At 71.6% G+C, this 21,540-nt stretch carries 16 protein-coding genes, 1 pseudogene and 1 riboswitch; of the genes and pseudogenes, 7 read left to right on the top strand and 10 right to left on the bottom strand.

Features of this window, described 5'->3' with window-relative positions; translation table 11 throughout:
* Nucleotides 1-19: 19 nt before the first annotated feature.
* The 4 genes and pseudogenes from ACFWPT_RS32235 to ACFWPT_RS32250 all read right to left on the bottom strand — a co-directional run bounded on the left by ACFWPT_RS32235 (nt 20) and on the right by ACFWPT_RS32250 (nt 4,404).
* A complete protein-coding gene (locus tag ACFWPT_RS32235; protein ID WP_380381085.1) occupies nt 20-574 on the bottom strand; it encodes a DUF5753 domain-containing protein in 555 nt (184 codons plus the stop codon).
* A gap of 72 nt (nt 575-646) precedes the next feature.
* Nucleotides 647-775: pseudogene (locus ACFWPT_RS32240) on the bottom strand (helix-turn-helix domain-containing protein); the annotation flags it as partial.
* Between the two features lie 195 nt (nt 776-970).
* Entirely contained in the window at nt 971-1,966 is a 996-nt protein-coding gene (locus ACFWPT_RS32245) for a ribonucleotide-diphosphate reductase subunit beta (protein WP_079136257.1), read from the bottom strand.
* 20 nt (nt 1,967-1,986) lie between these two features.
* Entirely contained in the window at nt 1,987-4,404 is a 2,418-nt protein-coding gene (locus ACFWPT_RS32250; protein ID WP_380486084.1) for a ribonucleoside-diphosphate reductase subunit alpha, read from the bottom strand.
* Nucleotides 4,405-4,595: 191 nt separating this feature from the next.
* Nucleotides 4,596-4,738: riboswitch (cobalamin riboswitch) on the bottom strand.
* A 421-nt stretch (nt 4,739-5,159) separates the two neighbouring features.
* Here ACFWPT_RS32250 and ACFWPT_RS32255 point away from each other — a divergent pair.
* The 5 genes from ACFWPT_RS32255 (at nt 5,160) to ACFWPT_RS32275 (ending at nt 11,649) form a co-directional block, all read left to right on the top strand.
* Nucleotides 5,160-6,179, top strand: a complete 1,020-nt coding sequence (locus ACFWPT_RS32255; protein WP_380486072.1) for a hypothetical protein — start codon at nt 5,160-5,162, stop codon at nt 6,177-6,179.
* 140 nt (nt 6,180-6,319) lie between these two features.
* On the top strand, nt 6,320-7,774 hold the full coding sequence (locus ACFWPT_RS32260) for a glycoside hydrolase family 26 protein (protein ID WP_159398436.1): 1,455 nt from the start codon (nt 6,320-6,322) through the stop codon (nt 7,772-7,774).
* Nucleotides 7,775-7,956: 182 nt separating this feature from the next.
* Nucleotides 7,957-8,838 (top strand): hypothetical protein, encoded by an 882-nt coding sequence (locus tag ACFWPT_RS32265; RefSeq protein WP_380486075.1) that lies wholly within the window; start codon nt 7,957-7,959, stop codon nt 8,836-8,838.
* A 147-nt stretch (nt 8,839-8,985) separates the two neighbouring features.
* Nucleotides 8,986-10,437, top strand: a complete 1,452-nt coding sequence (locus ACFWPT_RS32270; protein WP_063347871.1) for a glycosyltransferase family 2 protein — start codon at nt 8,986-8,988, stop codon at nt 10,435-10,437.
* 15 nt (nt 10,438-10,452) lie between these two features.
* Nucleotides 10,453-11,649 carry a glycoside hydrolase family 113 gene (locus ACFWPT_RS32275; protein ID WP_380486077.1) on the top strand — a complete coding sequence of 399 codons (1,197 nt, stop codon included), beginning with the start codon at nt 10,453-10,455 and terminating at the stop codon, nt 11,647-11,649.
* A 7-nt stretch (nt 11,650-11,656) separates the two neighbouring features.
* On the opposite strand, the gene ACFWPT_RS32280 is transcribed toward ACFWPT_RS32275, so the two are convergent.
* Nucleotides 11,657-13,813 (bottom strand): acyltransferase family protein, encoded by a 2,157-nt coding sequence (locus ACFWPT_RS32280; RefSeq protein WP_380486079.1) that lies wholly within the window; start codon nt 13,811-13,813, stop codon nt 11,657-11,659.
* A gap of 135 nt (nt 13,814-13,948) precedes the next feature.
* Nucleotides 13,949-14,443 (bottom strand): GNAT family N-acetyltransferase, encoded by a 495-nt coding sequence (locus ACFWPT_RS32285; protein WP_380342789.1) that lies wholly within the window; start codon nt 14,441-14,443, stop codon nt 13,949-13,951.
* 407 nt (nt 14,444-14,850) lie between these two features.
* Here ACFWPT_RS32285 and ACFWPT_RS32290 point away from each other — a divergent pair, with 407 nt between their 5' ends.
* On the top strand, nt 14,851-15,810 hold the full coding sequence (locus ACFWPT_RS32290; RefSeq protein WP_380379452.1) for a helix-turn-helix domain-containing protein: 960 nt from the start codon (nt 14,851-14,853) through the stop codon (nt 15,808-15,810).
* Between the two features lie 79 nt (nt 15,811-15,889).
* On the opposite strand, the gene ACFWPT_RS32295 is transcribed toward ACFWPT_RS32290, so the two are convergent.
* The 4 genes from ACFWPT_RS32295 to ACFWPT_RS32310 all read right to left on the bottom strand — a co-directional run bounded on the left by ACFWPT_RS32295 (nt 15,890) and on the right by ACFWPT_RS32310 (nt 19,881).
* Complete coding sequence (locus ACFWPT_RS32295; RefSeq protein WP_380342784.1) at nt 15,890-16,678, bottom strand: histidine phosphatase family protein; 789 nt, start codon at nt 16,676-16,678, stop codon at nt 15,890-15,892.
* Between the two features lie 155 nt (nt 16,679-16,833).
* Nucleotides 16,834-18,447 (bottom strand): monocarboxylate uptake permease MctP, encoded by a 1,614-nt coding sequence (mctP, locus tag ACFWPT_RS32300; protein WP_380486082.1) that lies wholly within the window; start codon nt 18,445-18,447, stop codon nt 16,834-16,836.
* Nucleotides 18,444-18,710, bottom strand: a complete 267-nt coding sequence (locus ACFWPT_RS32305) for a DUF3311 domain-containing protein (RefSeq protein ID WP_350879663.1) — start codon at nt 18,708-18,710, stop codon at nt 18,444-18,446. Before ACFWPT_RS32305 ends, mctP begins: the two co-directional genes overlap by 4 nt.
* 379 nt (nt 18,711-19,089) lie before the next feature.
* Nucleotides 19,090-19,881 carry a GntR family transcriptional regulator gene (locus ACFWPT_RS32310; protein WP_244293370.1) on the bottom strand — a complete coding sequence of 264 codons (792 nt, stop codon included), beginning with the start codon at nt 19,879-19,881 and terminating at the stop codon, nt 19,090-19,092.
* A 337-nt stretch (nt 19,882-20,218) separates the two neighbouring features.
* Between ACFWPT_RS32310 and ACFWPT_RS32315 the strand changes: the two genes are divergently transcribed.
* A complete protein-coding gene (locus ACFWPT_RS32315; protein ID WP_063347864.1) occupies nt 20,219-21,511 on the top strand; it encodes an extracellular solute-binding protein in 1,293 nt (430 codons plus the stop codon).
* The last annotated feature ends 29 nt before the right edge of the window (nt 21,512-21,540 follow it).

The raw sequence follows: 21,540 nt of genomic DNA on the forward strand, positions 1-21,540 counted from the left end.
TGCGGCTTCCTTTGGGTTCTTATTCTTGAAGGAACTCGTCTCGGATCCCTTCGGCCAGTGCGCGCATGTCGTCTCCGTGTAGTGCTACGGCATCGAATTCGGAGAATTTTGACAGATAGACGCCGACATCTCGTGGATCGTGAGTGGTGATCTCTGAATGGAACGTCTCCACGATGACCAGGCGATCGTCATACATGCTGAAGCATGTCATTGGAAAGTCCGGCATTCGTCTGGCGAGAGGAATGGTCCCGATGGTTACGTTGGGAAGCCGGGACAGTGACACCAGGCGATCGAGCTGCGTAGCCATGACAGCAGGAGGGCAGATCCGCCAACGTAGTACATGTTCACAGATGAGGAAGTGGAACTGCCGCTGGCGGTCGTACAACACGGCCTGGCGCTCCAGTCGAGCTGCGATCGTCTTCGTCTTCGCCTCATCTGGCAGCTCCGGGTGCAAGGCGAAGACGGCTGAGACGTATTCGGCGCTCTGAAGCAAGCCAGGAATCAGCTGTCCCTGGAAGAGCCGGAGAAGGCACGTTCGGGCTTCGATGGCGTGCTGATGCTTCCAGTGGCCCATCCGGCGGAGTTCCCGCCGGGCGACCTCTTCGGTGGCCGCGCCACGGGCTGCTTCCAGGAACTCGGCCTTGGCCTCATCCGATATGCCGAGCGCGGTCAGGATGAGGTCCACGTCCTGCACGCTCGGCAGGGTCTTGCCGTTTTCGATCTTCGAAAGCTTGGCTGGAGACATGGAAGCCCTACGGGCGACGGTCTCGGCTGTCTTGGCCGATGCTCCCGGCTCTCTGGGCGCAGGGTCAAGAACCCGATCTTTCCAGAGCGGGAAAGTGGTTGGGCCGCCCCCGCCCGGCGTGAACGATGGCTGGGGGCGGGGGAGTTCAGAGGTGAGGTCGGTACAGACAGAGGTGCCCCGCGCGGCGGTGAGCCGGGCGGGGCACCTCTGGTGTGTCTGAGTGCTTTAGAAGTCGTCGTCGAAGGCGACGGAGCCTTCGACGGCGACCTGGTACGCGGAGACGCGGCGCTCGAAGAAGTTGGTCAGCTCCTGGACGTTCTGGAGCTCCATGAAGCCGAACGGGTTGGTGGACCCGTAGCGGATCGGCAGGCCGAGGCGGGCGAGGCGCTGGTCGGCCACGGCCTCCAGGTACTGGCGCATGGAGTCGGTGTTCATGCCGGCGAGGCCGTCGCCGCACAGGTCCTGGGCGAACTGGAGCTCGGCCTCGACGGCCTCTTCCAGCATCTCCGTGACCTGCTTGGCCATCTCGTCGTCGAAGAGGTCGGGCTCCTCCTCGCGGACCGTGTCGACGACCGACATCGCGAAGTCCATGTGCATGGACTCGTCGCGGAACACCCAGTTGGTGCCGGTGGCCAGGCCGTGCAGCAGGCCGCGCGAGCGGAACCAGTACACGTACGCGAACGCGCCGTAGAAGAACAGGCCCTCGACGCACGCCGCGAAGCAGATCAGGTTCAGGAGGAACGCGCGGCGGTCCTCCTTGGTCTGCAGCGAGTCGATGTGGTCGACGGCGTTCATGTACTTGAAGCAGAACTGCGCCTTCTGGCGGATGGAGGGGATGTTCTCCACCGCGGCGAAGGCCGCGTTGCGGTCCTCGGGGTCGGGCAGGTAGGTGTCGAGCAGCGTCAGGTAGAACTGGACGTGCACGGCCTCCTCGAACAGCTGGCGCGACAGGTACAGCCGCGCCTCCGGGGAGTTGATGTGCTTGTAGAGGCTCAGCACCACGTTGTTGGAGACGATCGAGTCCCCGGTGGCGAAGAAGGCGACCAGGCGGCCGATGAGGTGGCGCTCGCCCTCGCTGAGCTTGGCCAGGTCGGCGACGTCGGAGTGCAGGTCCACCTCCTCGACGGTCCAGGTGTTCTTGATCGCGTCCCGGTACCGGTCGTAGAACGACGGGTAGCGCATCGGGCGCAGGGTCAGCTCGAAGCCGGGGTCGAGCAGCATCTTCTCGCGGTCGGGGGTGCTCACTGGCAGGCCTCGCAGGACTCGGGGTTCTCCAGGGAGCAGGCCAGCGCGGCCTCCTCCTCCGGGGTGAGGGTCGGGGTGTTCACCGGCACGGGCGCGGACGCGGGCGCGGCGGCGCGGGCGGCACCGGAGGCGGCCTGGGCGATCCGGGTCGCCGGGCGCGAGCGCAGGTAGTAGGTGGTCTTGAGACCGACCTTCCACGCGTAGGCGTACATCGAGCTGAGCTTGCCGATGGTCGGCGCCGCCATGAACAGGTTCAGCGACTGGCTCTGGTCGAGGTACGGCATGCGGGCCGCGGCCAGGTCGATCAGCGCGCGCTGGGGCAGCTCCCAGGCGGTGCGGTAGAGCGAGCGGACCTCGGCGGGCAGCCAGCCCAGTTCCTGGATGGAGCCGTTGGCCTCGCGCAGGGCGTCGCGGGTCTGCTGGTCCCAGACGCCGAGCTCCTTGAGCTCGCGCACCAGGTACGGGTTGACCTGGAGGAACTCGCCGGACAGCGTCTCGCGCTTGAACAGGTTGGAGACCTGCGGCTCGATGCACTCGTAGACGCCGGCGATGGACGCGATGGTCGCGGTCGGCGCGATGGCCAGCAGCAGCGAGTTGCGCAGGCCGGTCTCGGCGATGCGGGCGCGCAGCGCGGTCCAGCGGTCGGCCCACTGCGGGGCGGCCGTCGGGAAGTGGTCGATGTGCAGTTCGCCGCGGGCGGCGCGGGTCTCGCCGTAGGCCTCGTGGCGGCCCAGCTGCTCGGCCAGGTCGGCGGAGCGCTCGTACGCGGTGAGCATGATGCGCTCGGCGATGAGGGTGGAGAGCCGCGCGGCCTCGGCGGAGTCGAAGTCGATCCGCAGCTTGAAGAAGACGTCCTGGAGGCCCATCACGCCGAGGCCGACCGGGCGCCAGCGGGAGTTGGAGGTGCCGGCCTCGGTGGTCGGGTAGAAGTTGATGTCCACCACGCGGTCGAGGAACGTCACGGCGGTGCGGACGGTGGCGTCGAGGCGCTCCCAGTCCATGGCGCCGAGCAGGTCGTCGACGGAGGCCCCGGGGGCGACGTGGGCGCCGAGGTTGACCGAGCCGAGGTTGCAGACGGCGGTCTCGGAGTCGTCCGTGACCTCCAGGATCTCGGTGCACAGGTTCGAGGAGTGCACCGTGCGGCCGGGCAGCGCGGTCTGGTTGGCGGCGCGGTTGGAGGCGTCCTTGAAGGTCATCCAGCCGTTGCCGGTCTGCGCCAGGGTGCGCATCATCCGGGCGTACAGGGTCTGCGCGGGGATGGAGCGCACGGCCTTGCCGGCCAGCTCGGCCTTGCGGTAGGCCTCGTCGAAGTCGGAGCCCCACAGGTCGACGAGCTCGGGCACGTCGGCGGGGGAGAAGAGCGACCAGTCCTCGTTGGCGTTGACCCGGCGCATGAACTCGTCCGGGATCCAGTGCGCCAGGTTGAGGTTGTGGGTGCGCCGCGCCTCTTCGCCGGTGTTGTCGCGGAGCTCCAGGAACTCCTCGATGTCGGCGTGCCAGGTCTCCAGGTAGACGCAGGCCGCGCCCTTGCGGCGGCCGCCCTGGTTGACGGCGGCGACCGAGGAGTCGAGGGTGCGCAGGAACGGGACGATGCCGTTGGACTTGCCGTTGGTGCCGCGGATCAGGCTGCCGCGCGAGCGGATGCGCGAGTAGGACAGGCCGATGCCGCCGGCGTGCTTGGACAGCCGGGCGATCTGCGCGTAGCGGTTGTAGATCGAGTCCAGGTTGTCCAGCGGGGAGTCGAGCAGGTAGCAGCTCGACATCTGCGGGTGCCGGGTGCCGGAGTTGAACAGGGTCGGCGAGGAGGTCAGGTACTCCAGCCGGCTCATCAGGCCGTACAGCTCGGCGACCTCGCGCACGGACTGCTCGCTGTCGCCGACCGCCAGGCCGCAGGCGACGCGGAGCAGGAAGTGCTGCGGGGTCTCGATGACCTTGCGGGTGATCGGGTGGCGCAGCAGGTAGCGGGACTGCACGGTGCGCAGGCCGAAGTACTCGAAGCGGTCGTCGCCGTGTACGTCGATCAGCGCGTCCAGGGCGGCGGCGTGCTTGGCGACGAAGGCGGCGGTGGTGTCGCCGATCAGGCCCTCGTCGTGGCCGACGGCGATCGAGGCGGCGAAGGAGCGCGAGCCCTGGCTGTTCGCCTCGTCGACGATCTCCAGGGCGAGCAGCCGGGCGGCCAGCTTCGAGTACTGGGGGTCCTCGGCGATCATCGACGCGGCGGCGTCCACGGCCAGCCCGCGCAGCTCGGCGAAGTCCGAGCCGGCGTGGCGGCCGCGCAGCGCGGCGGCGGCGACATGGCCGGGGTCCACCTGGGGGAGATCGACGCTGCGGTCGGTGAGCAGCCGAAGGAGCGCGCCGCCGGGGTCGGAGACCGTCGGGTCGGTGGGGGCGGGGCCGGTGCCCTGGGCGGGCAGGGTGGCTGAGGCAGCGGTGGTCAAGGCGCTCTCTCCTGGCGGCGATCGGCGGCGGTGATCGGGGGGTACCGGGCCGTTCGGGGCAGGGGAGCACGGCACGTACGCAGGAAGCGTCGCGCGACAGTGGCGTCCCCGGCCCGCCCGCGAGGCCCGGAAGGTAGTTCTCGTGCTGGCGCGGCCTCTGCGGGAGGGCCCGTGCGCACACCGTCGGCAGGTACTCGGACTCGCGGTGCGGCTGCTGGAGCCGCCCGCTCACCGCTGCGGGGCAGTCCCGGATTCGCACCGGGTTCCCCTGCATCGACAGCAGGATTGAGCATACATCTTGTGGTGTCTCTCTGATGCGACCCCACATGTAGTACGGCGCGGTGTGTCGGCGCGATAACCGGGGGTGCTGGGAGGGGGCGGGCCGTGGCCTTGGGGCGCCTCGGATCCGGGCTCCCGGGGCCTTGGTTCCGGGCTCCGGCGTCCTGGTTTCGATACGGAACGGTCACCGGGCGGACCGGCTGGCGGGGGCATGCCCTACGATCTGGGCGCATGAGCGAGCGAAGCGCCGAGGGGCGCGTTTCGCGAAGCGATCATCGAGCGAAGCGAGGGGGCGCGTGAGCGACGGAACTGGCGCACCCGGGCAGGGTCCGCAGGGAACGCCTCCCACCGGGCCGGGGGACGCGCACGGTCAGCAGCCGCCGGTGGTGCCCGGTCCGGTGTTGCCGCCGAGCGGGGGCTTCGGGCCGCCGCCGGCCTCGTACGGGCCTCCGGTGCCGCCCGCGCAGCCGGTGGCGCAGCCCGGCCCGCCGGGGCAGCCTCCGCTGCCGCAGCCGGGCCAACCGGGGCAGCAGCTGCCGCCGCAGTGGCAGCCGAACCCCCAGCCGCATCCCCAGACGCATCCCCAAGGACACCCGCAGGCGCACCCGCAGCCGTACCCGCAGCCCCAGGCGCCGCAGCGCGCCGAGCCGAACTGGCAGGCGCTGGCGGACCGCAACGCGGCGGACGACAAGCGCCGCCGCCGGCTGCGGGCCCTCGGCGTGGCGGTCGCGGTCGTCCTGGTCGGCGGCCTGGTCGCGGGCGGTGCGGTGCTGCTGACGAAGGGCGACGGCGACAAGCCGACCGCCGGGCCGACCGCCTCGGCCTCCAACCGGCCGTCCTCCGCCGCACCGAGTGCCGCGCCGAATGCCGCCGGAACCCCGGGCGGGAACCCGTCCGGCACCCCGGGCGGCGCGCCGGACGACCCGTCGAAGCCGATCTGGGAGGCCGCCACCGACCCGGCGCCGCAGGACGCGGGGGCGCTGTTCTCCGCACTCCAGGTGACGGTCAACGGCGCCACCTGGAACCGGACCTTCGTCTCGCTGGACTCGCCCTGCTGGGACGGGAACTCGACGACCGGCGGGCTCGGCAAGGTCCTCGGTGACCAGGGCTGCCAGAAGGTGCTCCGGGCGACCTACGTCTCCGGCGACAGCGCGGTGACCGTCGGCGTCGCGGTCTTCGACCACAAGATCCAGGCCGAGACCTCGATGAAGAGCTACACCGGCCACCTCAAGGGCGCCGTCGCGCCGGGCGCGCCGGCCTTCTGCGCCACGCCGGGCTGCACCAACACGCACAACACCCTGGGCCGGTACGCCTACTTCACGGTCGAGGGCTCGGCGAAGGGCGGCAACACCGCCGACGCCGCCGCCACCGCGGCGGCCGCCGGCTTCGGCGAGCACGTGAAGGGCCAGCTGCTCCAGCGCGCCAAGGCCGCGTCCGCGCCGGGTGCGCCGGGGGCCGCCGCGGCCGGCTGATCCGCCGTGACACCCCGGCCCCGGCGGGTTCGCTCGCCGGGGCCGGGGGAGTGTGGCAGGCTCTCGGGGCAGTCATTCGCACGAGTGTTCCGGTTGTGTCCGCCTGGGCCGGTGCCGGCGAGCAACCGGAGGAGCGGTCCGTGGCCCTGCCCAGAGCCCTGCGCGGCAAGCCCGCCGTCCTGGCCGCGGCCGGGGTCGTGGTGGCCGCGGGCGCCGTGGCGCTGTTGCAGCGCGACGGCCGGGCCGACGGCGAACAGCCCGCCCGCGTCCCGGTGGCGGTCGGTTTCTCCGGCCGCACCCTGCCGCCGGAGGTCGGCCGGGACCTGCTCGCCCGGGACCCGCAGGCCTCGCCGAACGCCCGGGCCGTCCAGCAACTGCTCGCCGACCTGGAGGGGCAGGCCCGCACCGGGCAGAGCGGCGGGACGGTGATCGGCCAGCACGTCGAGGCGCACAACGAGCGCAACAACCCCGAGTACGGCGACTACCGCGGCACCAAGCAGGTCGGCTACTACTACAAGAAGGCCGCCGACCTCACCGGCAAGCTGCCCGGCTTCGTCGAGACCGACCTCGGCCCCGGCTACGGCCAGACCGGTTGGGGTGTCGGCGACCCGCGCTCCTACTCGGCCGGCCGGTGGCCCACCTGCCGGGCCGGCTGGCAGTACACCGACGACGCCGTCGACCTGCTCTCCGCCGTCTGGTCCGGCCACCCGCGCGCCGACGACGGCAGCTACGGCACGGCCGGTGTCCAGCACAACTGCGACGGCACCACCACCGAACTGCCCGACAACGGCGGGGGGCCGGCCGGGATCGTCGGCATGTCCTTCCACCAGCCCTACCCCGGTTCGGACGTCAAGTCCTTCGAGCAGGTGCTCTGTTCGAACTCCCCGGCCGCGAAGGACAAGGGCTGGTTCGGCCGCGTCGTCGACAGCGCGCACGACACCCCCGAGTACCGCGCGCTGATGACCGACCTGTCCTACCTGGCCGACCACCTGGAGTACCTGGCCGCCCACGACGTGCCGGTGCTGCTGCGCCCGTACCACGAGATGAACGTGCAGGACTGCGCCCGCAGGTTCTGGTGGTCGGGCCAGAAGCCGGCCGACTACCAGGCGCTGTGGCGGATCACCTACCGCTACCTGGTGGAGACCAGGGGCCTGCACAACCTGCTGTTCGTCTGGACGCCGGTGTCCTGGGACGGAGCCCCCGGCGCGGACCCGTGGGACTACTACCCGGGCTCCCAGTACGTCGACGTGGTCGGGGTGGACGACTACAGCGGCAGCCCCGCGCACCCGATCGGCACCGGCGAGGTGTGGACCAAGCGGTACTACGACGGGCTCGCCGCCTACGGCAAGCCGCGGATCCTGGCCGAGTCCTTCGCCGTCCCGGTCAACTCCCGCCAGCCGGACACGCTGCGGCGCACGCCCTGGACGATCTGGACGGTCTGGGGGCAGTCGCTCACCTCGGACAACCTGACGCCGGACCAGCCGCGCAACTCCGGCGCGGACGTCAACGCCACCTACCACAGCCCGCTGGCGCTCACCGGCGGCGCAGGCCCGTTCGGCGCGAACGTCGACTGGGGCGGCCTGCACGTCCGTTGAGCCGCCCCGCGCGTTCGTCGAGCCGCCCCGTGCGTCCGCCGAGCCGGTCGCCGCGAGGTGTGCTACACCACTGAATTCCGTTGAACGGCCGGAATACCGTGTCCGTTGTGCCGTGTGGCATCCTGTGGCGGCGAAGCCGAGGGGCTGACGCCGGGACGGGCCCGGCGGGGCGGGGGTGCGGGATGGGACAGGCGCGTGCGATGCGCGCGGCCGGCGGCATCGCCGTCGGCTGGGGCGTGGTGCTGCTCGGCTGGGCGGCGTACAACTGCTTCGGCCAGGTCGGGTTCGCGACCTACGTCAAAGGCATCTTCTACTACGGCGGCACCTCGGTGGACGCCGAGACCGGCAGCCTCAACTACGGCCTGATCTACCTGGTTTCGGGAATCCTGCTGCTGCGCGGGCGCACCTGGGCGCTCGGGGTGGCGGCCGGCGTCGCACTGGTCGAGGGGTACAACCGGGTGCGCAGCCTGACCGGCGCACTCCTGGACAAGCCGCAGCGGGAGTGGTTCACCAGCACCACCGAGGGCGGCCTCAAGCTCGCGACCTTCGCGCTCGGCGTGGTCGTCACCGCGGCGCTGATCCTGCTGCTGGCCCGGCTGAAGTGGCGGGAGCGGGGGGCGTCGGAAGCCGCCGCGGCGTCGGGCGGACAGCTGCACTGGTCGCTGCTGCAGACGATCCCGGCCGAGCCGGCCCCGGGCCCGCAGCCGTTCCAGCACCAGCCCGCCTGGCCGCAACAGCAGCAACAGCCGCTGCAGCCGCAGGCCGCCTGGCCACCGCAGCCGCCGTTCCAGCAGCAGCCGCAGCCCGCGTGGCCGCAGCAGCCCCCGGCGCCGCAGTCGCAGCCCGCGGCCTGGCCGCAGCCGGCGCCGGTCCAGCCGTCGCAGCCGGTGCCGTACGCGCAGCAGCCCACCCAGCCGGCCCCGCACCCGTCGACGCTCGCCCAGCAGCCGTGGCCCGCCGCGCCGCCGGTGACGCCCGGTCCGGTCGCCCCGGGCCCGGTCGCGCCCCCGGCCGACCGCCCGCCGACGGACCGCCCGCCGACGGACCGCCCGCCGCAGGCCTGAACCGCCGCAACCCCGGACCGCCGCAGCCCTGAACCGCCGCGGGCCTGGACCGCCGCGGGCCTGGACCGCCGCAACCCCGGACCGCCCACGAACGACCCGGCTCCCGCAGGGGATCGGCCCGCCAGCAGACGAGGAGCGACTTTCGCCATGCCATCGACAGCCCCCGCACGGACGGTGCTCACCACGTCCCGCGAGGCCGCCCGGCTCGCCGAGCGACAGATGTCGTGGAAGCCCCGGGTCCTCCCGTTCTACTTCTCCTTCACGGTCATCTTCGCCTTCTCGGTCTGGGCCTACGTGCCCAACCCCACCCCGCTCGGCTGGACGATCACCATTTTGTGGGGGATGCCGGTGTTCGGCGTCCTGATCGGCTTCCAGGGCGTGCTGATGGTCCGCCGCCGGCTGCGCCAGGTGAGCCGGATGACGCCGGCCGTGCCGGTCGAGGACGACTTCCTGATCGTGCTGGTGCCGACCATCGGCCGCCACGACACCTATCCGGCGCTGGAGCGCTCGGTGCTCTCGTACGTCGAGCACCTGCCGGCCTACTTCCCGTGGATGCGGGTGGACGTCCTCACCGAGGAGGGCTGCGCGGCCGCCGAGAAGATCGACGGGCTGGCCGCCCGCAATCCGCTGATCCGGGTGGTGACCGTGCCGAAGGCCTACGAGACGGCCAACGGCACCAAGTTCAAGGCCCGCGCCAACCACTACTCGCACGAGCTGCGGATCGAGGAGGGCGAGGCCGAGGACGACGTCTGGGTGCTGCACATGGACGACGACACCGGCGTCGGCCCGGACACCGCCGCCGCCGTCGCGCAGTTCGTCAACCGGCAGCGCCGGGCCGGGGACGACGCCAAGCACATGGCGCAGGGCATCCTGACGTACCCGCGGGAGAACGCCGTCTCCACCTTCACCTGGCTCGCCGACGCGATCCGCCCGGCCGACGACATCGCCCGCTTCCGCGCGATGACCGGCACCGGCACCCCGATCGCCGGCGTGCACGGCGAACTGCTCCTGATGCGCTCCTCGGTGGAGGCCACCATCGGCTGGGACTTCGGCCCGAAGACCATCGTCGAGGACGCCCAGATGGCGCTGAACTTCTGCCAGCGCTACCCGGGCCGCAGCGACTGGTTCAACGGGCGCTGCTACGGCGCCTCGCCGGCCGGGGTCAAGGACTTCCTCAAGCAGCGCGAGCGCTGGGCCTGGGGCCTGGTCGCGCTCTGCTTCAACAGGACGATCCCGTTGCGGTACCGGCTGTTCATCGGGATGGGCATGGTCAGCTGGGTGCTCGGCCCGCTCCAGCACGTCGGCCTGGTGCTGCTGGTCGCCTGGTTCACCGGCACCTGGAACACCTCCCCGGTCACCCAGTCCGTGGTGCTGGTCTGGTCGATCAACTTCGCCTACGTCATCTGGACGTACTGGGAGGGCCTGCGCCTGAACGTCGTCGCCTCGGCGAACCACCGGCGCAAGTGGTGGGAGCCGATCGTCGTGGTGGCGGCCATCCCGCTGTTCTCGTTCCTGGAGGGCTGGGGCGGCCTGCGCGGGCTGATCAAGTTCCTCAAGGGCGAGGAGAACAAGTTCGTCGTCATCGCCAAGCCGGCCTGATCGGAGGTCACCGCTGTGAAGCGCCCCGTCATCTTCATCCTGCCGACCGTGGTGGTCGCCATCACCGTCGGCGTCCCGGTGGTCTGGGGGGACCACCCGCTCAAGTTCGTCCACCAGCGCCCGACCGCCGTGCACTGGGCCGGCTCCGCGACCGAGCAGGGCCGGGTCTGGGGCTTCGGCAAGGACGCGCCGCCGGCCGAGGACACCGGCCCCAAGGTGGCCCGCCCGTGGGCCGAGGGCAGCCCCGAGTGGGGCGTGCAGGTGTACTGGCTGGACGATCCGGCGGACCCGGACAACTTCGTCCAGGGCAAGGTCGACCGCATCGTCAAGTACGTGGTCGGGCTGAACGCCAACTCCCTGTCGGTGACCTTCCCGTACTACACGACGGGCACCAGGTCGAACGCCGTCGCCGCCCGGCCGACCACCCCCACCCCGGAGCGGCTGGCCCTGCTGCTGGACGCCGCCCACCGGGCGGGCCTGCGCACCACCATCCGTCCGATCATGGACGAGGACGTCTTCGACTACCTCAACACCCTCAAGTGGCGCGGCAACATCGCGCCGACCGACCGGGACGCCTGGTTCGCCAGCTACGCCGCCTTCCTGACGCCCTACCTGAAGACCGCCCAGGAGCACTCCGCGGCCGAGGTCACCATCGGCACCGAGTTCAACTCGCTGGAGGGCGACCCGCGGTGGCCCGGTCTCATCGACCAGGCGCGGAAGACCTTCCACGGCGAGCTGGTGTACGACGCGAACTTCGACAACTGGTCCAAGGGCCCGATAGCGGTCCCGGCGGACGGCACGGGCGTGGACGCCTACCCGCCGGCCAAGTCGTCCGGTGACGACGCCCCGGTCGCCGACCTGAAGGCCAGCTGGAACGCCTGGCTCGACAAGCGCGGCAGCGGGCCGCAGCCGACCACCAAGCTCACCGAGGTGGGCATCCCCGCGCAGAAGGGCGCCTACAAGACACCCGGCGAGTACTACAAGAAGACCGAGCTGAACGAGGCCGTCCAGGCGACCTGGTTCACCGCGGTCTGCCAGGTGGCGCAGGAGCGCAAGCTGCGCGGGCTGTACTTCTGGTCGCTGTACTTCGGCATCGACCCGAACCTGCCGACCAACAAGGACACCCCGCGGATGGACTACGCCGGGCGCCCGGCCTCCGAGCAGGCGATCCGCGACTGCTTCGCGCAGACCTACGAACTGCCGCCGTCCTAGGCTCCGGCTAGGGCGTGGCCCGGCTGGGCTTGGCCGAACTCGGTTGGCCCGTCGGCTTGGTGGCCGCCGGCGTAGGGGTCGGTGCGGATGTGGGCATCGGTGTCGAGGTCGGCGTCGGGGCGGCCGTGGGCGGCCCCGACGGCGGCCCGGTCAGTCCGTCCGCGATCTGCTGCTCCAGCCACGGCGTCACGAACCGCATGCCGGCCGGAGTGAGGTGCACCCCGTCGTTGGCGGGGGTGACCCAGTGGCCGTCGCGGTCCTTCCACGCGCAGGTCTCGTACGGGCAGAAGAAGGTGTTGAGGTCGACCAGCCGGACGGCGCCGGCGGTGGCCTTCACGTAGGCGGCGACCTGCTGGTCGTAGCAGGTGCCCCAGCCCTTGTTGATGGCGCCGTTCTCGACCCGTTCGTTCATCAGCAGCACCCGGGCGCCGGGCGCGCGGCGACGGACCTGGTCCACGGCCTGGGTGAGCTGGGCGGTGTAGCGGCTCCTGTAGTCCTCCTCGCAGGGGCTGAGCCAGCTGCCGTCGAGGTACTGCTCGGCGGCGTCCCAGCCGAGGTGGATCACGACGGCCTGCGGGGCGGAGCCGGCGAGCTGCCGGTCCCACGCGGCGGCCCGGTCGCGGCACTCCCGGCTGGTGTCGAACTCCTCGCCGGAGGTGGTGCGGACCTTGTCCGGGTCGAACACGCCGCAGCCGCTGATCCCGCCGTCGACCACCCGGTAGCGGTCGCCGTGCCGGTAGAGGCCGGTGGCGAGGTCCTGGGCGAAGGAGTCGCCGAGGACGAGGACCGAGGGCTTGCCGCTCGGCCCGGACCGCATGTCGTACTGGACCCAGGCGGGCAGGTACCAGGCGCCGGTGGTGGCCACCGCCGTGGCGACGGCCAGCAGCGGGACGGCCGGGAAGGCCCGCCAGCGCAGCACCCGCAGCTTCTCGGTGCCGGTGTGCATCAGCCAGGCCAGCACCCAGGAGAGCGGTGCGCCGATGGCGAGCAGCAGTTGCGGCGAGATGTCGTCGACGTAGTGCTGGAGCAGCCAGTACACCGGCAGGTGGAGCAGGTAGAGGCTGTAGGAGATGGTGCCGGTGAGCCGCAGCGGGGGCAGTGACAGCAGCCGGACCAGCGGGCCCCGGTCGTGGCAGAGCGAGGCGGCCAGGACGGCGGCCAGCGTCGCGACCACGGCCAGCCCGCCCTGGTAGAGCAATGGTTCGTGGTAGCCGCTGACGGACAGGCTGGCCCAGACCAGGCCGCCGAGGGCCGCGGTCCCGAGCAGGGCGGGTGCCAGGGTGCCGGCCGCCGCGGAGCGGTCGAGCAGGCGCCGCCGGGAGCGGGTGGCGCCGTCGTCGTCGGGGGCCGCCGCGCGGACCTGGCGGCGCAGCCGCAGGTAGACCGCGAAGGCGGCGGTGGCGCCGGCCGCGAAGCCGACCGCGCGGGTCTCGGTGCCGAGGTAGAGGCGGTCGCTGTTGTCGCCGTTCCACATCAGCGGGGCGACGAGCGCGGCGGCGACGAACAGCCCGGCGGTGACGACGCCGGTCGCGCGCAGCGAGCGGCGGCAGAGGCCGAAGACCGCGAGCAGCAGCAGCGGCCAGAGCGCGTAGAACTGCTCGGTGATGCTGAGCGACCACATGGCCGCGAGCGGGTCGATGGAGGCGAAGTGCTGCCAGTAGGCGTCGCCGCGGGCCAGTTGGGCCCAGTTGGCGACCTGGCCGAGCGCGGCGAGCGCCTGCGGGCGGAGGTCCTTGACGTCCCGCAGCGGGCTGACCAGTGCGGACAGCGCGACGACGAGGAGGACGGTGGCGAGCAGCCCGGGCAGCAGCCGCTTGGCCCGGCGGCGGTAGAAGACGCCGAGCCGGATGCCGTCGGTGCGGTCCAGTTCACGGATCAGCACCAGGGTCACCAGGAAGCCGGAGAGGACGAAGAAGACGTCCACGCCGAACAGGCCGTTCTGGAACCAGTTGGTGTGGTAGAGCAGGACGGAGGCGATGGCGAGGCCGCGCAGCCCGTCGACCGCCGGGAAGCGGACGGAGGGTGGCAGCGGCCCGCGCGGCCGGGGCGTCGGTGCAGGGATCGCGTAGCGGCTGGTGGCCGGGGGCTCGATGCCCCGGGACGTGCGCATGTCCTGGAGCGTGGGGCCGCTCGCGGGCGTGCCGAGGCCGGGCCCGTCGTCCATGTGGTGCGTCCCCCCGGGATCGGTCGGCTGCCGCGACGTGGCATCAGACGTGATCTGTGGTTTATATCAAAAGACGTCCGTTGATCGTCTGTCGGTCACCGGGGAGGGGTAGGGCCGACGACGCCCCGGCCTGGCTCAGAACGCCAGGCTGTAGACCATCAGGTCCATGCCCGGGTACGGGGACCAGTCGCGCTCGGGGGTGCGGCGGAAGCCGGTGCGCTCGTAGACGCGGTGGGCGGCGGTCATCTGCGGGCGGGTGGAGAACGCCATGCCGTCCAGGCCGAGTGCGCGGCTGCGGGCGATGGTGGCGCGGACCAGGGCCTCGCCGACGCCCCGGCCGCGGGCGGCCGCGGCGGTGGCGAGCATCCGGATCTCGCCCTCGCGGGGGCCGGCGATGTCGGCCCACTCGGTGCCGCCGACGGCGTAGGTCACGCAGCCGAGGACCCGTCCTTCGGCCTGGTCGACCGCGACCAGGAGCTCGGCCTCCCGGGCCCGGCGGGCGGCGTCGCGCAGGAGCTCGACGTAGCTGCTCTCGGGCGAGGTGTGGCCGTCGCCGACGAAGGCCTCGACGGTGATGCGGCCGGCGTCGTCGAGGTCCTCCGGAAGGGCCTGGCGGATGAGGATGTCCATCCCGTCAGTGTGCCGGAGCCGTCCGGGGTGATGATCTCCGGGGTGGCCCGGACCGGGAGGGTGGCCGGGTCGGCGGAGGGGCGCAGCGAGGCGGCGGGCATGGTGCCGTACAGCCGGTCCAGGCGTTCCGGGCCGGCCGGGTAGCCGCCCGGGCGGTGCCAGTTGTCGCGGCCGGCGGCGGCGCCGCGGGCGACCTCCCGGCCGATCAGGGTGCCGAGCAGGCCGAAGCCTCCGACGGCCCCGACCAGGGCGATTGCGCTTGCGAGAGTGCCGGTGTCCATGGCTCCACTCTGGTCGGGCGGGGCGGCGGCCACGAGTGGCAGGAATGACTGATCTCATCGAAAAACTGCCACCCGGGCCTGCCCCGGCCTTCCGTCGCCGGTGCTGGCCGGGGCATCCTGGGCGGCATGCTGAAGAACGTGGTCGCGGTGGTGCTGGAGGAGATCCACCCCTTCGAGCTCGGTGTCGCCTGCGAGGTCTTCGGCCTCGACCGCACGGCCGACGGCCTGCCCGGGTACGACTTCGCGATCGCCGGCGCCCGCCCCGGACCGCACACGACGCACTCCGGGTTCGCGGTGGACGTCCCGCACGGCCCCGAGCGGCTGGCCGGGGCCGACCTGGTGGTGGTCACCGCGACGACGATCCGCCCGGAGTACCCGGAGCCGCTGCTGGCGGGGCTGCGCTCGGTGGTGGCGGACGGCGGCAGGGTGCTGTCCATCTGCAGCGGCGCCTTCGTGCTCGGCGCCGCCGGGCTGCTGGACGACCGCCGCTCCACCACCCACTGGCGGCACAGCGAGGACCTGGCCCGGCGCTTCCCGCGGACCGCCGTCGAGCCGGACGTGCTGTACGTGGACGACGACCCGGTGATCACCTCGGCCGGGACGGCCGCCGGCATCGACGCCTGCCTGCACCTGGTGCGCAAGGCGCAGGGCGCCGAGGTGGCCCGGGGGATCGCCCGCCGGATGGTGGTGGCGCCGCACCGGGAGGGCGGGCAGGCCCAGTTCGTGAGCCGCCCGCTGCCCGGCGGCGACGGCGACTCGCTGGCGCCGCTGCTCGACTGGATGCGCCACCACCTGGACCGGGACTGCACCGTCGAGCAGTTGGCCGCCAGGGTCCACATGTCCCCGCGCACCTTCGCCCGCCGCTTCCAGCAGGAGACCGGCACCACGCCGCACCGCTGGCTGACCGGGCAGCGGGTGCTGCTCGCCCAGCGGCTGCTGGAGTCCACCGCCGAACCGGTGGACGCGATCGCCGCCCGCTGCGGCTTCGGCAACGCGGCCGCGCTGCGGCACCACTTCGGGCGCCGGCTGGGGACCACGCCGCTGGCCTACCGGCGCTGCTTCGCCGGCCCGGACGACGAGGCGTGACCGGACGAGCAGGCGTGACCGGGCGACGAGGCGTGACCGGACGAGGAGGCGTGACCGGACGAGGAGGCGTGACCGGCGGTCAGTTCTCCAGGGCGAGGTGGTCGACGCTGTTCCAGCGGTCCGGGTGCAGCCGCCCGTCCTGGGCGCGCCACAGGCTGGTGGAACAGTTGCGCACGGGCGCGAGCGCGGTGAGCCGTTCCTCGGTGAGCCGCTCCAGCACGTAGCGCAGCATCAGCACCGTGCAGTCGTGCGCGACCAGCAGGACGGGCCGCCCGGCCTCCTCCTCGCAGAGGTCCCGCAGCAGGCTGCGCACCCGCAGCGCGACGTCGGCCCAGGACTCGCCGCCGGGCGGCCGGTAGTACAGCTCGCCCATCTTGCGCCGCCGGGCGGACTCCTCCGGGTGCTTGGCCTCGATCGCGGCCCGGGTCAGCATCTCCAGGACGCCCAGCTCGCGGTCGCGCAGCCGCTCGTCGTGGCGCACGGCGAGGGTGACCGGGACGGCGCCGAGCCCGGCGGCCTGGGCGAGCGCGATCCGGGCGGTCTCGGTGGTGCGTACGTAGGGCGAGCACCAGACGCTGCGCGGGCGGTCGGCGCTGGGCAGGGCGGCCCACCAGCGGCCGAGTGCCTGGGCCTGCTGCTGGCCGTGCAGCGACAGCGGGATGTCGGCGTCCCGGCAGCTGATCGGGACGCTGAGCGCGCCGGCGGCCTCGGCCAGCTGGAACTCGACGTTGGCGGTGGACTCGCCGTGCCGGGTGGCGATCAGCACGGACGGCAGCCGGGTGGCCGACGCCGGGCGGTGGGTGGTGAGGTGGTGCGGGCTCTGGGTGGACTGGTGCTGGCCGTTGAGGGTGGTGCCGAGTTCTGCCATGGCCGCGTGCTCCCCGTGGGTCGATCAGTTGCCGGCCGGTCGCCGGTCCGGTCTGGTGGTGCCCTGCGAAGGCGGCTGTTCATACATATGATCGCGCCGCCTTCTCCAGTGTTCACGGAGAGGGCGGCGCGATCACAGGGCGCGTGCGGCGCGAATCAGTGCGCCGCTACGGGCTCCGGCGCGTTCTTCGGCTCCTCGTCGCCGGCCTCGGCGCTGTAGTCGGCGGGCCTGGTCTCGTCCGGGCCCTCGGGCGCCTTGACGGCGCGCAGCACCAGGGTGAGCGCCACCGCGACGATCAGGTTGAGCGCGAAGGCGGTCAGGCCGATGTAGCCGATCTCGCCGATGCCGGGGATCGCGGCCGCGTTGCCGCCGAAGTGCTTGGTGGCGGGGCTCGCGATGCCGTAGGCCTTCCAGGTGCCGTAGGCCATGCCGGCCGCCCAGCCGGCGAACAGCGCCCAGTGGTGGAACCAGCGGGTGAACAGGCCGCCGACGATCGCCACGAAGGTCTGCAGGATCCACAGGCCGCCGAGCAGCTGGAGGTTGATCGCGGCCTGCTTGTCCATGCCGAGCACGAAGACCAGCGCACCGACCTTCACCAGCAGCGAGACCAGCTTGGCGATCCGGGTCTCGTCCGCCGGGGTGGCGGCGGGCTTCAGCCACTCCTTGTAGACGTTGCGGGTGAACAGGTTGGCCGCCGCGATCGACATGATGGCGGCCGGCACCAGCGCGCCGATCCCGATCGCCGCGAAGGCCACGCCGGTGAACCAGTCCGGGAACATGTCGGCGAACAGCTGCGGTACGGACAGCTGGGCGTTGAACTTCTTGTCGCCCTTGCCGACGCCCGCCGCGATGGCCATGAAGCCGAGCAGCGCCAGCAGGCCCAGCATCAGCGAGTACGCGGGCATGATCGCCATGTTGCGGCGCACCGTGCCGCGGGACTTGGAGGCCAGCACGCCGGTCACCGAGTGCGGGTACATGAACAGCGCCATCGCCGAGCCCAGCGCCAGCGTCGCGTACGTCCACTGCTTGTCGCCCGGGAGGGTCAGCGAGCCGGGGGACTTGGGGGCGCTGAACTTGTGCGCGGCCGCGTCGAAGATGTGCCCGTAGCCGCCGAGCCGGATCGGGATGTAGATCACCGCGACGATGATCACGATGTAGATCAGGGCGTCCTTGACGAAGGCGATCAGCGCCGGGGCGCGCAGCCCGGAGGAGTAGGTGTACGCGGCCAGCACGCCGAAGGCGAGGAACAGCGGCAGGTCCTTGACGAACCAGTTGGCGTTCTCGCCGCCGCCGACGCCCAGCACGTCCAGCACCGCCTGGATGCCGACGAGTTGGAGCGCGATGTACGGCATGGTGGCCAGGATCCCGGTCAGCGCGACGACCAGGGAGAGCGGCCGCGAGCCGTACCGGCCGCGGACGAAGTCGGCCGGGGTGACGTACCCGTGCACCCGGGAGACCGACCAGAGCCGGGGCAGGAAGAGGAAGACCAGCGGGTAGGCGACGATCGTGTACGGCACCGCGAAGAAGCCCGCCGCACCGGTCGCGTAGACCGCCGCCGGGACGGCGACGAAGGTGTACGCGGTGTAGAGGTCGCCGCCGAGCAGGAACCAGGTGACCCAGGTCCCGAAGCTGCGGCCGCCCAGGCCCCACTCGTCCAGGTGCGCCGCGTCGTCCGCGCGGCGCCAGCGGGAGGCGAGGAAGCCCATCACGGTGACCAGGGCGAAGAACAGCACGAAGACGGTGAGGGCCGTGACGTTGACGTGGCTCATCGCGCGCCACCGGCCTTCCGCGCCGCCTTGCGGGCCTTCTCGTCCCGGTTGATCAGCAGGTACGCGGCCACGGTGAACACCGCGGACACCGGCACCCAGAGCAGTTGGTACCAGTAGAAGAACGGCACCCCGCCGACGCCCGGGTCGGTCTTGTCGTACGAGGACACCCACAGCATCGCGACGATCGGCACGAGCAGGGCGAGCCCGGCCAGCACCCGTTCGGGGGTCACCGCGGGCACCCGGTCCCCGGGTGGCTCGGGCATGACAGGTTCGACGGTATCGGGATCAGACGGCATCTTCGGCTCCGCTCCGGAGGGTTCTCCCCGTCGGCGCCGCAGCCCGCGGGGCACCGCACGCCCCCGCGAACCCGCCGAGCAGCACCATCGGTGATCGACAGTCAGTACGGCTGCGCAATCTAGGGCATGGAGTGATCCATGTCACCGGGGTCGGTGCAACTTCCCGCCATCCGGACGGCTACCGGTCGTATTCGACCGGTACTGCCCCTCCCGTGACGCGAACGGGCACCGGCGCGCGCGGGTCGCGCGCGCCGGTGCCCGTGGTGCGAGGGGGGAGTGCTCCGCCCGAACTGCTCCGCCCGAACTGCTCCGCCCGAACTGCTCCGCCCGGACTACTCCGCCCGGACTACTCCGGGCGCTTGAGCCGGGTGATGAACTTGTAGCGGTCGCCGCGGTAGATCGAGCGGACCCACTCCACCGGGTCGCCGTCGGCGTCGAAGGAGTGCCGGGAGAGCTGGAGCATCGGCAGCCCGAGGTCGGAGCCGAGCAGGCCGGCCTCGCGCGGGTTGGCGAGGGTGGTCTCGATGGTCTCCTCGGCCTCGGCCACGGTGACCCCGTACACCTCGCGCAGCGCCGCGTACAGCGAGTTGTGCTTGGCGAGGTTGCGCCGCAGCGCGGGGAAGCGCTTGGCGGACAGGTGGGCGACCTCGATGGCCATCGGGTCGCCGTTGGCCAGTCGCAGGCGCTCGATCCGCAGCACCCGGCCGCCGGGCTTGATGTCGAGCAGCGGGGCGAGCCGGTCGTCGGCGGTGATGTAGCCGATCTCGATCAGCCGCGAGGCGGGCTCCAGGCCCTGGGCCCGCATGTCCTCGGTGTAGGAGGTGAGCTGGAGGGCCTGGGCGACCTTGGGCTTGGCGACGAAGGTGCCCTTGCCCTGGATGCGCTCCAGCCGGCCCTCGACGACCAGTTCCTGCAGCGCCTGGCGCACGGTGGTGCGGGAGGTGTCGAACTGGGCGGCCAGCGCGCGCTCGGGCGGGACCGGGGTGCCGGCGGGCTGGGTCTCGGTCAGCTGGAGCAGGTGGCGCTTGAGACCGTAGTACTTGGGGACGCGCGCGGTCGGGTCGGCGCCGGCCTGCGTCGGGAGGTTTTTCACCTCGGGGTCGTTGACCTGGGCGGTGGTTCCCCCGTCGCTGCTCATCGGACCTGTTCTCCCGCTTCTCGCGGGGCCTTTACGGGCCCCGCCACATAGTTAACGGGTGACATCGTTGCATGTATGGCTACGGAACGAATACCTCATCACGCGATGAACGATGTGCGGTGTCGGCTTGATAACGGGTGGTCCGGATCGGTCGAACAGCCGTTGACAGGCCCATTGGTCTAGGCCAAGCTCCAGGCATCTGGTCTACACCACTAGGCCGGTCACTATGAATCCCCCCACCCGCTCGAAGGGGTCCGCGGCACCTTTCCCCCCGCTTTACGTGGGTCTGCCGCTGCCGCCCGACGGGGGTAACCCAGGCATCCCTCAGGAGGATGGCGTGAAGCGTCAGCTCATCGCGGCGGTCGGCGTCGCAGCAATGGTCGTCGGCCTGGCGGCCTGTGGCTCGGACGGCAAGAGCAAGGACAACGCCGGTTCGAACTCGTCGTCCGCGGCGGGCGCCAAGAACTACAGCGGCAAGACGCTGAAGGTGTGGCTGATGACCGGCTCCGCCCCGAAGGGCTGGACCGACGCGGTCAAGAGCGAGTTCGAGACCACCTACCCGGGCTCCAAGGTCGACTTCCAGATCCAGGAGTGGGACGGCATCGGTCAGAAGGTGACCGCCGCGCTGTCCGAGGGCTCGGTCGACGTCGTCGAGCTCGGCAACACCCAGACCTCCGGCTACGCGGCCTCGGGCGGCCTGCTCGACATCACCAAGGACAAGTCCGCCCTGGGCGGCGACGGTTGGAACGCCAACCAGAACGAGGCCGCCCAGCTGGACGGCAAGCAGTTCGCCGCCCCGTGGTGGGTCTCCAACCGCGTCGTCGCCTACAACAAGGACCTCTGGGCCAAGGCCCAGCTGACCGACGCGCCGAAGACCCTGGACGAGTTCTACGCCGACCTGGACAAGCTGAAGGCCACCGAGGGCGTCGCCGACCCGATCTACCTGCCGGGTCAGGAGTGGTACACCTACTTCGGTCTGCTCACCGGTGAGGGCGGCAAGATCGCCAAGAAGGACGGCGACAAGTGGGTCGGCGGCCTGTCCTCGCCCGAGGCGCAGAAGGCCTTCGAGACCTACAAGAAGCTGCAGGGCTACTCGGCCACCGGTCCGAAGGACAAGGACGAGGCCACCCCGCAGCAGAAGGACGTCTTCGGCAAGGGCAACGTCGGCACCATGATCGCCCTCGGCTGGGAGCTCCCGGCGGAGAAGGACATGGCGAAGGACAAGATCGGCTTCTTCCCGCTCCCGGGCAAGACCGCTGACAAGCCCTCCGGCGTCTTCCTCGGCGGCTCGAACCTGGCGATCGGTGCGCAGAGCAAGAACACCGACATGGCCAAGGACTTCCTGAAGATCGCCCTCAACGACAAGAACGAGGGCGCGGTCGCCGCCGCCGGCAACATCCCGAACAAGGCCGCGCTGAACAGCCAGCTCACCGGCGACTTCGCGAAGGCCGCCCAGTCCGCCTCGGCGGTCGGCGCGGTCACCCCGATCACCCCGAACTGGGCGAGCGTCGAGGACAAGCCGAACCCGATCAAGGAGTTCCTGACCGCGGCCCTCCAGGGCGGCGACTACGCGGCCACCGCGAAGAAGTACGACGACGAGATCGCGAAGCGGCTCAACCAGAAGCAGTAGGCACCGAGCGGCGTCGCTCACCGACCCCC

Source organism: Kitasatospora sp. NPDC058478 (genome assembly GCF_042720345.1).
In the GTDB taxonomy this organism is placed as follows: domain Bacteria; phylum Actinomycetota; class Actinomycetes; order Streptomycetales; family Streptomycetaceae; genus Kitasatospora.

Excerpts from the sequence above, each read along its gene's own strand:
- ACFWPT_RS32235 (WP_380381085.1), bottom strand. The coding sequence starts at position 574 with ATGGGCCACTGGAAGCATCAGCACGCCATCGAAGCCCGAACGTGCCTT.
- ACFWPT_RS32245 (WP_079136257.1), bottom strand. The coding sequence starts at position 1,966 with ATGCTGCTCGACCCCGGCTTCGAGCTGACCCTGCGCCCGATGCGCTAC.
- ACFWPT_RS32265 (WP_380486075.1), top strand. The coding sequence starts at position 7,957 with ATGGGACAGGCGCGTGCGATGCGCGCGGCCGGCGGCATCGCCGTCGGC.
- ACFWPT_RS32270 (WP_063347871.1), top strand. The coding sequence starts at position 8,986 with ATGCCATCGACAGCCCCCGCACGGACGGTGCTCACCACGTCCCGCGAG.
- ACFWPT_RS32280 (WP_380486079.1), bottom strand. The coding sequence starts at position 13,813 with ATGGACGACGGGCCCGGCCTCGGCACGCCCGCGAGCGGCCCCACGCTC.
- ACFWPT_RS32285 (WP_380342789.1), bottom strand. The coding sequence starts at position 14,443 with ATGGACATCCTCATCCGCCAGGCCCTTCCGGAGGACCTCGACGACGCC.
- ACFWPT_RS32290 (WP_380379452.1), top strand. The coding sequence starts at position 14,851 with ATGCTGAAGAACGTGGTCGCGGTGGTGCTGGAGGAGATCCACCCCTTC.
- ACFWPT_RS32295 (WP_380342784.1), bottom strand. The coding sequence starts at position 16,678 with ATGGCAGAACTCGGCACCACCCTCAACGGCCAGCACCAGTCCACCCAG.
- mctP (WP_380486082.1), bottom strand. The coding sequence starts at position 18,447 with ATGAGCCACGTCAACGTCACGGCCCTCACCGTCTTCGTGCTGTTCTTC.
- ACFWPT_RS32305 (WP_350879663.1), bottom strand. The coding sequence starts at position 18,710 with ATGCCCGAGCCACCCGGGGACCGGGTGCCCGCGGTGACCCCCGAACGG.
- ACFWPT_RS32310 (WP_244293370.1), bottom strand. The coding sequence starts at position 19,881 with ATGAGCAGCGACGGGGGAACCACCGCCCAGGTCAACGACCCCGAGGTG.